Origin of the sequence: Xenorhabdus poinarii G6 (assembly GCF_000968175.1) — a bacterium.
In the GTDB taxonomy this organism is placed as follows: Bacteria; Pseudomonadota; Gammaproteobacteria; order Enterobacterales; family Enterobacteriaceae; genus Xenorhabdus; species Xenorhabdus poinarii.
Map to the genome: position 1 here is coordinate 2,648,665 of NZ_FO704551.1, position 12,454 is coordinate 2,661,118.

Annotated in this window: 11 protein-coding genes; all 11 read right to left on the minus strand. The window is 39.7% G+C overall.

What is annotated here, in order from left to right:
• Window positions 1–186: 186 nt before the first annotated feature.
• Window positions 187–1,617, minus strand: a complete 1,431-nt coding sequence (locus XPG1_RS12350; protein WP_045959323.1) for a serralysin family metalloprotease — start codon at window positions 1,615–1,617, stop codon at window positions 187–189.
• 407 nt (window positions 1,618–2,024) lie between these two features.
• Window positions 2,025–2,228, minus strand: a complete 204-nt coding sequence (locus tag XPG1_RS12355) for a YbdD/YjiX family protein (RefSeq protein ID WP_045959324.1) — start codon at window positions 2,226–2,228, stop codon at window positions 2,025–2,027.
• A 147-nt stretch (window positions 2,229–2,375) separates the two neighbouring features.
• Complete coding sequence (locus tag XPG1_RS12360) at window positions 2,376–4,529, minus strand: carbon starvation CstA family protein (RefSeq protein WP_045959325.1); 2,154 nt, start codon at window positions 4,527–4,529, stop codon at window positions 2,376–2,378.
• A 198-nt stretch (window positions 4,530–4,727) separates the two neighbouring features.
• The gene (locus XPG1_RS12365; RefSeq protein WP_045959326.1) at window positions 4,728–6,314 is read right to left on the minus strand and encodes a phosphoethanolamine transferase; all 1,587 of its coding nucleotides are present in this window, start codon (window positions 6,312–6,314) and stop codon (window positions 4,728–4,730) included.
• 473 nt (window positions 6,315–6,787) lie between these two features.
• The gene (locus XPG1_RS12370) at window positions 6,788–7,624 is read right to left on the minus strand and encodes a hypothetical protein (protein ID WP_045959327.1); all 837 of its coding nucleotides are present in this window, start codon (window positions 7,622–7,624) and stop codon (window positions 6,788–6,790) included.
• 55 nt (window positions 7,625–7,679) lie between these two features.
• Window positions 7,680–7,826 carry a hypothetical protein gene (locus XPG1_RS18535; RefSeq protein WP_157879498.1) on the minus strand — a complete coding sequence of 49 codons (147 nt, stop codon included), beginning with the start codon at window positions 7,824–7,826 and terminating at the stop codon, window positions 7,680–7,682.
• 187 nt (window positions 7,827–8,013) lie between these two features.
• Window positions 8,014–8,865 (minus strand): hypothetical protein, encoded by an 852-nt coding sequence (locus tag XPG1_RS12375; protein ID WP_045959328.1) that lies wholly within the window; start codon window positions 8,863–8,865, stop codon window positions 8,014–8,016.
• A gap of 49 nt (window positions 8,866–8,914) precedes the next feature.
• Complete coding sequence (locus XPG1_RS12380; protein WP_045959329.1) at window positions 8,915–9,418, minus strand: hypothetical protein; 504 nt, start codon at window positions 9,416–9,418, stop codon at window positions 8,915–8,917.
• A 210-nt stretch (window positions 9,419–9,628) separates the two neighbouring features.
• Window positions 9,629–10,480 (minus strand): hypothetical protein, encoded by an 852-nt coding sequence (locus XPG1_RS12385; protein ID WP_045959330.1) that lies wholly within the window; start codon window positions 10,478–10,480, stop codon window positions 9,629–9,631.
• A gap of 52 nt (window positions 10,481–10,532) precedes the next feature.
• Window positions 10,533–12,155, minus strand: coding sequence for a hypothetical protein (locus tag XPG1_RS18075; RefSeq protein WP_052708316.1), 1,623 nt, complete (start codon window positions 12,153–12,155; stop codon window positions 10,533–10,535).
• Between the two features lie 11 nt (window positions 12,156–12,166).
• Complete coding sequence (locus XPG1_RS12395) at window positions 12,167–12,436, minus strand: PAAR domain-containing protein (protein WP_045959331.1); 270 nt, start codon at window positions 12,434–12,436, stop codon at window positions 12,167–12,169.
• Window positions 12,437–12,454 lie beyond the last annotated feature (18 nt).

Below are 12,454 nucleotides of genomic sequence, written 5' to 3' on the forward strand. Positions count from 1 at the left end.
ACGCCATTTCGAGATAAAAAATGACCCATCACCGGACAACACGTTGAAGAAAACAGACAGTAAACTTCGGCATCGATATAACACGTCGACCTCCTTTCCATCATGTCCACTTTTCACCCTTTCTTTGATAAGGCTGCCGCATTCAGGGCGGAATACGGCAGCCTTCGACCTATTTCATGACATCAATTAGACGATGAAATCTGCCTCCGTCAAGGGTTGACCGATAACCTTCACCAGAAAATCATTGCCAGCCAGATCCCCCCCCAGACTGATCCCCAGATCAGTAACATCATTTGCTTCATCGTAAGTGAGCAGCACTTCACCCGCCTTACCTGAGAACGCCTCCACAAATTTGATCTCGCCAGTTTCGCCGAAATTGAAATCAGACAAATCAATCTTATCTTCACCAGAGATGAAATCATGGATCCAATCCGGGTTATCTTTCAGTGATTCTTTGCCATCCAGATAAACAAAGGTATCGTTACCTTCTCCGCCCCACAAATGATCCCCCCCCAGGCCGCCATAAATGACATCATCACCCGCGCCCCCTTTCAGGATATTGTCGGCACTGTTACCCACCAGAATATCATCACCGCTGCCACCTATTGCGTTCTCAATCACAACGCCACGGGCAATAGACACGTTACCTTTCAGACCACCAACATCCGAGAAAGTCCCTTCATTCAGGTTAATACGCTGATTTTGGGTAAAACCCGAGAAATCAAAGGTATCTTCGCCACCCGCATCCCAGACACTGAAAACGAGTTTGCTGTCTGCATCCGTTGCCGTCATAAAATCGCGATCAGTATTGGAATTGAAACCATAGACGGTATCTCCCTGACGGGTTTCCATATTTGCACCATACAGTTCCTGGATGGCAGCGATATCATTCAGTAAAGGTGCCGATGAATATTGATATTTGAAATCTTGACCGGTGAATTTTTCACTGAAGTAACTCATCACTGTGTAAGCACGAGAATCTTCGAAATAATCCGCAGAGTTGATATAGCTTGGACGCTTTTTATCAGAAGCATCATAATCGGCAGGATGTTCTAGCCCTAATGCATGGCCAATTTCATGCGTGAAGGTCTGACGAGCATAACCATTCACGTCAATGTCATTGTCGACAAAAGTATGGCTTTCAGAATCATACCAAGTATAAGCTGTTCTCTGTCCCTGTGGCAGGGTCGCAAAGGCATAATCGTTATCGACACTATAATCAAAAAAACCAAAAGTGATATTCGCTTTATTTTCGCTACTCACCTCAGTAAATTTAATATTGGCAACATCAGCCCAGGATTGTAACGAAAGTTTCGCGGCATCTTTTTGTTCTTCATTAAACGCACTGAAGCCAGAAATTTTAAACAACGGCATGATAGCCGGTTGTGATTCCAGAAAATGGTAAGACAATTCCAGAGTACCGGAATGAATATATTTCTTGCCCCACTGGTAATCGCCACGTAAAAGTTTATCCGGTGCGTCTTCTGCTAATACTTTATGCGCAACGTGAATACCAGGGTCCACGTTTGGCATATAGGCGGTGAGAAGTGAATTCACATCCTGTACGGAATGTGAATCAGATAACCCCACATAGGTATATTTTTTCTTTGAGGCCATATTAATCTCCTGAAAAAAAGACAAATATCCTAGAACCCGAAAATTTTAAATAACGGGAGTAAAAGTTTTAAATGCTTCCTGAAACCTACCTGGAAATAAAACTCCAGAATAAAGTAGCGTTAATTACCGCCTGTGTAAAAATAATTAATATATCTTTTTAGCATACAAATTAAGTGAATTTAATTTATGTAATTAATTATTCATTCTTTAATTAAATTTTTTGACAATAACAAAATAACATTATTGCGTTATAAATAATGTTGCTTTTATCTACTGAAAATTGATCCTAAGGGAGAATTATCTCTTCATCCTCTTCTTTAAAAAAAGAGAAAACCGAACAGGAAAAAGGACATAAAAAAGGGAATGATCACCATCCCCGTTCTTGCTGTCATTCCTGCCGTTTTTCGCTAACAGCAGCGCATACCGCCTTTTCCATCACCACCATAGCGAGCATTCTGGCGTTCGCGAAAAAATTCTTCATAAGTCATATAAGGTTTATCAGGATGATGTTCCTTCATATGCTGTACATAGGTGTCATAGTCAGGCACGCCCACCAACATACGGGCAGCCTGTCCCAAATATTTGCCGGCACGACCAAAATTACCACGCATAAATCTCTCCTCAGGGCTGATTATAGCTAGCTTGTTGCATAAGGAAGGTTCCTCAATTAAGTACCCCACACAATATAGAGTCGATTATGTGGGGTATCATTGTGACTGATACAGAACCGTTATTCTGCTTTCAGTTTATATATCCAATCAGTGCGTAGAAGAAACTTTGACCCCACCTTCTGGCACCGGAACATAAGGTGTTTCATTATCAGTACGCTCCGGGTTTTTGCTTGCTTTGATCGCCGTTTTAATTCCGTAGATGATGATGCTATATACCACCACCAGGAACAGAATGCTTAAGCCAGCATTGGTGTAGTTGTTCACAACAATGTGATTCATGTTACTGATTTGTTCGGCAGTCAATTCTGCTCCCCCTGCCGCAATCCGTTGTTTATACTCTTTCGCCAGGAAGAAGAAGCCTTCAAGTCGTGGATCATCACTGAATAATTTCAGCCCCAGAGCCCAAGTAGTACAAATCAATAACCAAACCGCCGGGATCACCGTGACCCAAATATATTGCGCACGCTTCATCTTAATCAGCACAACCGTACCCAATACCAACGCAACCGCAGCCAGCATTTGGTTAGAGATCCCAAACAACGGCCACAGGCTCTTGACGCCGCCCAATGGATCAACCACGCCCTGATACAGCAAATAGCCCCACAGACCGACACAACCGGCTGTGCCAATAATGCCGGCAATCAGGGAATCTGTTTTTTTCAGGAATGGCACAAAATTACCTAAAAGATCCTGCAACATAAAACGACCAGAACGTGTCCCTGCATCCAACGCCGTCAGGATAAACAGCGCTTCAAACAGAATACCGAAGTGATACCAAAAACCCATATCGGCCGCAGGCAGGATCTGATGGAAGACGTAAGCAATTCCCACCGCTAACGTTGGCGCTCCGCCTGCACGATTCAGGACAGAGGGTTCACCAATATCTTTGGCCGTTTGCAGAATTTGATCTGGCGAGATGACAAAACCCCAAGCGCTAACCGTCGCTGCCGCATGAGCTGTGACGTCTTTCAGCGAAGCCATAATGGCAGGCGCTTCAGCCGTCCCCAGATTATGCAGATCAGGCATGGTAATACCCAACGCAGCTGGTGGGGTATTCATGGCAAAATACAAACCCGGCTCAATAATGGATGCAGCCACTAAAGCCATGATCGCCACAAATGATTCCATCAACATGGCACCATAACCAATGAAACGCGCATCGTTCTCATTGGCCAGCAATTTAGGCGTTGTTCCCGAAGCGATCAGGGCATGGAAACCCGATACTGCACCACAAGCAATAGTAATGAACAAGAATGGGAACAGTGTTCCTTTCCAAACTGGCCCTGTACCATCAATAAATTGTGTGGTAGCGGGCATTTTCAGTTCAGGATTCAGGATAATGATCCCAACCGCCAGACCAACAATGACCCCGATTTTCAGGAAGGTTGCCAGATAGTCACGCGGCGCCAAAATAAGCCAAACTGGCAATAATGCAGAAATAAAGGCATAACCAATCAGGGCATAAGTGATAGTGGTATCTTTGAAAGTCAGAGCTGGTCCCCAGTAGGGATCGGCCGCAACGACACCACCAAACCAAATGACAGCAATCAGCATAATAATACCAATCACGGAAACTTCACCTACACGTCCCGGACGGATATAACGCATGTAGATCCCCATGAAAAGCGCAATCGGCACTGTTGAGCAAACCGTAAATACGCCCCACGGACTTTCTGCCAAGGCTTTCACGACGATCAAAGCCAATACCGCCAGAATGATAATCATAATTAAGAAGCAACCAAACAAGGCGATAGTACCCGGAACCCGCCCCATTTCTCCTTTAACGATCTCACCCAATGATGCCCCATTGCGGCGGGAGGAGATAAATAACACGATAAAGTCCTGCACCGCCCCGGCAAGCACAACCCCGGCCAATAGCCACAATGTTCCCGGCAGATACCCCACCTGCGCCGCCAAAACAGGCCCGACTAACGGGCCGGCTCCGGCAATAGCGGCAAAGTGGTGACCAAACAGGACATTTTTGTTGGTGGGAACATAGTTCAAACCATCATTATTCACAACCGCCGGGGTTGCTCGTGTCGCATCCAGCTTCATCACCTTAGTGGCGATATAAAGGCTGTAATACCGATAAGCAACCAGGTAAACCGCCACGGAAGCAACAATGATCCACAAAGCGCTAACCTGTTCTCCCCGACGCAGGGCAACAACACCAAGGCAAAATGCGCCAATTATCCCTAGTATTATCCAGGGAATATGTTTTAAAAACTTATTATTATTCATAAAACTTCCTTTCCACAATAAGACAAACAGTCATGCATTATTTATACGTTATTCCCTATAAACCAACCCTCTATGGCACAATAAAGAAGCAATATCCATAAAAGAGATGCCCCCTCGCCACACGGCACTATGATATAAAACTCTTTCAGGCAAGACCAAGAGGAACGGGGTCAGCGGTTATCGCATTAAACGGGATATTTATAAAGCGAAATTAATGGCATCATCCGTCAATTGATGAATATCTTGATATTCATCACTAAATGAAATCACTGTATGTTGGTTCTGGCACGTTTGATTGGAAAACCAATCACATTTGGATTCCAGGCGGGGTTCTGCAACGCCCAACCAGGTGGATAGCATAGGTAATAAATTCAGGCCACTGCGGGGGGCCTCTATGACATTTTTACCGGTTTTGTTTCCGTCAGTATTTTTGAAGGAAAAGTTGTATCCAGTAATGAAAAAAGGCACTTGATAGTTCTGTTTATTCGCGTCGTTATGGGTCAGATTCTCACTATCCGTATTTTTATTCACAAATGACAAACCATGATCCGAAAAATAAAGCATCGTCCAGTGCAATTGATTTTTATTGGCCATATTTTCAACATCAGCCAGCAAAGTATCCGTATTTTGGATACTCTGGAGATAACATGAGATCTGTTTGGCATGAAAATAGCGATGATACTTTTCGTTAGTTCTGGCACAAGGTTGTGGATGCGACCCCATTAAATGAATAACAATAAGTTTCTTCTTATTCTCTTTTACTAATGCCTTGCGAATGTAAGGCAATAATTTGTCATCCGGTATATAACTACGGTCATCTGAACTGCCTTCTTTTAGAAAAGTATAATGATTGGCCTGCTGGCCGATCAGTGCGACAGGAGAATCAAAACCCCCTTTCATTCCCTGATTGGACAGCCAGTAAGTTTCAAATCCTGCTTTTTTTGCCAATGCAATAATACTGTTATTCAGTTGGATTTCATTGTCTGCACGAATTGCCAGAGAATTAGTCAGAGATAACTGTGTTGATGGTGCCGCCGAAATGTAGTTGGTTAACACTGTGGCAGGCGTGTTATCCAACCAAGGGGTATTTTTATCTGGAAACCCATAGGCATGCATAAAATCTTTTCGGACACTTTCTCCAATCACCATGATATAAGTATCATACTTTTCTTCTTTCACCACCGGCTGCCAGTTATCCCGATATTGGATGATCTTGGCAAACCGATTATTTTCTGACATAACCTGATGGTAGCTCTGATAGGCATCACTAAAAAAGCGGACTTCCGGTAAACTGACATGCAAAAGTTCCGAACTCTCTTCAAAATCCGATTTGATATATCCTTTGACTGGTGACCAGAAAGCCGAGATAACAAACAGGGTAAATAACCTTTTTTTACTTTTGCCTGATAAGGTAACATTTAACTTACAGGCAAATAACATCAGAAAAAAAATAGCGATAGCTGTTAAATAAGTTGAAATTGGCAGTCCACCAATATACTCCGCTGTTTCATGCCTATTTGTATAGATTAATGATCCGACTGCGTTGACATCGGGATAACCGTAATTGAGACCGATTGGGGTATAAAGGGCACCGACCAAAGAAAAGAAAGCAATCGAACAGATATATATCCGTTTACTTATTGCAGCCAACAATAAAAAGAAAACAAACGCACTTAAAACATAGATCAGTTTTAATTGATATCCCAAACATTTATGTATCAAAAAAATAAGAGAGAAAAGAACAATAAAATAAGAAAAATTCTTATTATCATAAAACCAAGACATAATTCCCCTGTCATTTCACATAGCTTTAAATAAATTTTATTTAAGTCAATTAATGGTATTTAGACAAAATCGAACTCATAGATTTTGTTCAATCCCCTAATATATCGTCATTTTCGTCAAACTTGAAGATAAAGATAAGTTTACTTTGTATCACGTTATGTCAGTTCGTTTCGATGAGGCACTGGTACTCATGAACAGTTCAAGCCAATATGCATCTTATCACTCATCAACCCCAAAGGACAAAGGGTAAAGCAGGGACCAATCAGACTCAATACACACATCAAGAGAACAGGTGATACATTCCGTTAGTTTTACGATTTTGGCAACTATTGGGAACATGAAATTGTTCTTAAAGAACCATCCCATACAGAATACAGATATCAACACCCGCATTTTCTCGAATAACACATTATTTTTGTTCATGAAATTTGGCTAATTATGATCTCTGATCACTAATTAGCCAAACCAAGCCATTACCTTGCGATAACAACTTTTCCATTAATTATGGATAGATAAGGGTTGTAAGTAATATCTTCTTTATTTTTCTTATTATGAAAGATGATAGGAGAAGAGCCTAATACACCTCTTTCTAAACGGAATAAACGGCCGTTTTTATAGTTAACCAATTTATAATTTTCCCAATCAGGTTCTTTAATAGAAAATTTATCGCTTATGTTTTCTTCAAAATCCATAGAGTTAAAAAATATTTTAGCGCTACTATTTTCTGCAATAGCCCACTCTTCCCATGCTGGTTGGCTCATTTTCCATACTTTATCCAAATCACGATGAGAAAAAGCATTGCTGATTTCCTGATAAATAGCCTTTATAGAAGGTAAATCATTTTCAGTAACCGGTGTGGCTTTTGTCCACATCCAGTTTGGCAATCCAGTAACAGAAAAATTTTTTTGTGCGGCAAAGATGTTTTCTTCTCCTTTCTTTGTTGACATATTTGCGTAAGCAAATTTTTCATTCGGATTTATTGAATTTTTAGTCGTTACGTTGCCATGTTCATCCACCGTTAACTTAATATTACTGATCATTTCGCCTTGGTCACCATGGGAAGAAACTTTTTTGATTGTTGCTTCACACCATGATTCTGGATGAAACTTTTCGTTTCCTTTGTCAAATGATTTACGCCCCATAAGTACTTCCATTGTATTATAGCCATTTTCCAAAAATGCAGATATATTATAGCCGCTGGATTCTGTACCTGTTCGTGAAGAGATATTTTCTAGTGTTAACATTCCATTTATTTTTAAAACACACAGGCTACGATGAGTATTAAATGAGACGAGATATTTATATTCCATAGTTGATTTACCTGATGCACATTTTATTGTCATTAACAATAAAAAAAATAATAAGCTACCCCAAAGAGATCCTGTAAGGAGATTTTTCTTTTGGCAGTGGTTCTTGAAATATCCAGTTTTTTTCAATTGGTTTATCTTCATTTGTGTTCTCTTCTAATTTATCCCATCCACCATAAATACCTTCTTCTTTTTTGATGCTCATCCTATATTTCACACTCGCTGATGAAAAATTAAGCTTCTAATTATGTCTACTTTTTAAAATAACAATATCATTTATCATAAGATTCCCAATCAAACATAACGTTCAGATCAACACTAAGGGATTTTTATTTTTCTAATAGGTATTTGGCTAATCATGCTCATTGGTCATGATTAGCCAAATTACGCCATTACCTTGCGATAACAACTTTTCCATTAATTATGGATAAATAAGGGCTGTAAGTTGCAGTATCACCTGTATATTTATTATCAAGTAGTATAGGTGAACGACCAAAAGCGCCTTTTTCAAGGCGGAACAAACGGCCATTTTTATAACTCACTAATCTGAATTTTTCCCATTCAGGCTTTACTCTTACAGAGTAATTATCACTATTTAGCATTTCTTCAAAGTCCATTGAGTTAAAGAATATTTTGGGATTACTATTATCTGCAATAGCCCACTCTTCCCATGCAGACTTACTCATTTTCCATAATTTATCTAAGTCTTTTTGTGAAAAGGTATCAATAACTTCCTGATAAAAAGCTTTGATAGAAGGTAAGTTTTTTTCTGATACAGGACTTGCTTTTGTCCACATCCAATCAGGTAATTCATTAATAGAATAAGTTTTTTTCGCTTGATACAACCCTTTTTCCCCACGAGTTTTAGACATACCTGAAAAATCAAGATCTGATGAATTATCAGTAATATGATTTGGTGAGGTATGGGTAACAACATCTCCATTTTTATCTACAGATAATTTAATGTAACTAATAATTTGACCTTGGTCATGTGAAGATGCTTTTCTGATAATTGCTTCACACCATGAATCAGGATTAAATTTTTTAAAATCCCTATCAATAGCTTTTTTTCCCATTGAAACAGAAAGTGTATTATTACCATTTTCTAAAAAGGCAGTGACATTGAATCCACTGGATTCTGTTCCACTCCGTGAATCTACGTTCTCCAGTGCCATCATCTCATTAAGGCGTACAACACAGACACTCCGATGCGTGTTCATTGATAATAAATATTTATATTCCATATTTGTTTTCCCTAACACATTAATAGCGGCTATAGTAAAAAAGAGAATACTAACCCAAAGAAATCCTGTATGACGATTTATCTTTAGGTAATGGTTCGTGAAAAACCCATTCTTTTTCAGCATTTGTATTTACTCCGTTATCTTTCTCTTCATCATTGTCATTACCTTTCTTACCTACACCAAAAGCCAACTCTACATTCACCATTGCTTTTATACCATCATGGTAAAATACCAAATCTAAAACTTTTTCATTTTGGGGATTTGGAGCAAACCCAATAAGCGCTTTAGCGTCTGCCGTAGCAGTTCCATTGACATAGCCACTTATAATGCCGTAACACACTCCTCCGCTGATATTGGCCTCGGCTTTAATGCTAAATCCCACTTCAAATATATCGTCTTTTTTAAATGACCAATCTCCTTTTTCATCCGATTCCCAACCAAATTTTACATCTAAGGCGCCCTCTGCAATGAGGTTTAATTCTACACCTGCATAAGCACCATCTTCACCTTTTTTCACTTTTTCCTCATAGAGTTCCCTTGCTTCACGAAGCATAGAAACCGCAGTATTGATTCTATTTTTTCACTTATAGAATGAGATAAATCGCCAAATGCCATAAAAATAAATATTGGATTTTTATAATATGCTTTATTAGCATAATGGATGCGGGGATTATATCAACCTAAGTTATTCTATGAATAACGGGCTTTTATTAATTAGCATTTGGTTAACCAAGTTAATTAGCAACAGGTTAACCAAAATTAATTATCTGGCAATAACAACCTTCCCATCAATAATTGATAGATATGGATCATAGGTATAAATATAGTCAGTTCCATTCTCATCCATTATTATTGGAGATCTCCCAAAATTCCCTTTTTCTAAACGAAACAGCCGCCCTCCTTTATACTTGACTAATCTGAAATCTTGCCATTTAGGAGACAGTCTGGGGGTATATATCTTGCTATCAGTCAGTCTTTCAAAATTCATTGAATCAAAAAATATTCTGGGATTGCTATTCTCAGCCATTGCCCATTCATCCCATGCAGGTTTACTTATTTTCCATAATTTATCGAGATCCTTATGTGCAAGAATATTGAGAATGTCTTGATAAAAATGTTTAATTGCAGGGAGGTCATTTTCTGTCACCGGACGCGCTTTAGTCCACCTCCAGTCGGGTAATCCATTCAGGTTAAATGATTTTCTTGCCTTGTAAAAGCCTTTATCACCAGGTGTGGTTGCCATCCCCGTGAATTCAAACTCTGATCCTGTTCTTCCTATTTGATTGAGTGACTCTGATGTTAGGGTATTGCCCTCCTTATCGACAGTCAATTTGATATGACTGATTATTTCCTCATCACCGAAAGCGGATACTTTTTTTAATGTGGTTTCACACCGCGCACTGGGATCAAATTTATTTGATTTTTTAGATGTTCTATCTTTAAAAAGTAATTCTATGGTATTAGTACCATTTTCCAGAAAAGCGGTTGCATTTAGACCACTGGATTGGACGCCATGGGTACCCGCACCGCGATTATCCATAGCAGGCATACCATTTACGCTTAAGTAGCAAAAACTTTTACTTGTGTTTATTGAGAGCAAGTATTTATAGTCCATTTTAGATTTTCCTAATGCATTATTTGATAAAGTACATGCAAAAAATAGAACACTAACCCAATGAAATCCGATACGTTGAATCTTCTTTAGACAGTGGTTTTTGGAATACCCATTCTTTTTCAGCATTTGTATTTACTCCGTTGTCTTTCTCTTCATCATTGTCATTACCTTTCTTACCTACACCAAAAGCCAACTCTACATTTACCATCGCTTTTATACCATCATGGTAAAATACCAAATCCAAAACTTTTTCATTTTGGGGATTTGGAGCAAACCCAATAAGCGCTTTAGCGTCTGCCGTGGCAGTTCCATTGACATAGCCACTTATAATGCCGTAACGCACTCCTCCGCGGATATTGGCCTCGGCTTTAATGCTAAATCCCACTTCAAATATATCGTCTTTTTTAAATGACCAGTCTCCTTTTTCATCCGATTCCCAACCAAATTTTACATCTAAGGCGCCCTCTGCAATGAGGTTTAATTCTACACCTGCATAAGCACCATCTTCACCTTTTTTCACTTTTTCTTCATAGAGTTCCCCTGCTTCACGAAGCATAGAAACCGCAGTATTGATTTTTAAAGCAGCTGCGACTAGTTGGATAACATCGAGCTTTAGTGATAATCCGAACAGAGGGGAAGCCGAAATTTCAGCACCAAATTTGCGGTATAATTTAAAATCGTCATTATGAGAAAGCTCATATTCGCCATGAACTTGAATTTCAGGATAAAGAACTTCCAATTTCAGAATTTTGAATTTATCACTGGGATGACCTGCGGTAAGGAAATTTGTGAATTTATCAATATTCTGTTTGAGCGAGTCAATGGATTTTAAAGTATTTCTACTTTTCTTAAATTCCTTTTCTAATAAGGTTTTTTTCCATGTTTGACTCGCTCCGCCTTTTTGAGTTTTAACGGCTCCTTCAATAGAATAAGCATTCCTTACTGCATAACGTGTCGTGTCATTACGCCAGCCTCTGTGTCCTCTCTGTCCTAAACCTTGTTCTCTATTAGTTTTACGTTGCTGCTTTCTTCTTTCTTGGTCTGTAAATTCATCCACTTCTTTATCAGCACTAAACGTCAGATCAACTTCTATCTTTTCCTTAGTCACTAAATAAATACTTGAGTTAAGTACCGTTTTTTTGCCACGCAGATAGAATAATGCTTTGTCTATTCCAGACTGTGTTTCCTTTGTTAGGGGGTTGTTAGAACATTCATCAACCAGAATCTGGTAATGTTGTTTCTCTATTCCCACATAGAAATCCTTGTCTAAGAAACGTTTTAAGATCATGAATGGACCGGGTATTAAAGTTAAAAAATCCTGTTGCGTTTTATTGTAAAACAGTTTTCCTTTGTACGTATTTTTTGGGGAAAACTGAGCAATAGGTTGGCCCTGTTCATTGAATACATTACCAATCGGACATTCTGGATTATGGGAGACACAACCTTTACTGACCGAACTTAATTTAATTTCTACATTCGGTTTTTCCTCCTTAGGCCATTCATCCAGAGAGGTAAACGTTGTTTTTGGTGCATCAAGCACATAATAGAGGGCTTGTGGGAACCAAGATTGTGTGTAGCTGAAGGTTTTATCACCTAATGTAATATCAATCTTATGTGTACAATCATCCGGGTTATCACAACCACATATTGCTGAACCGGCCTTTGTTGATGTCATTGATTATCTCCTTAACCGATATTCACACTGCCACCGCCAATTACAATACCGCCACAATCAACGGCATCCCCTGTTCTGGCAGCCGGTTTCCCCTCAATAAACACGGAACCGGAACCCCCGGCTATCGCCCGTGAGTGTGACGAATGAGAAGCCAGTGCATCCCCCTGTCGGGCAAGATAAGCCCCATCCACTTTCACCGTGCTGGCCCCGGTAATGACGGGCGTTGCCGAACAATCACCGTGCTCTGTGCCGATATCACCAATTTTGACTGCATTTCCCATCTTATTGTTCTCTGTTTT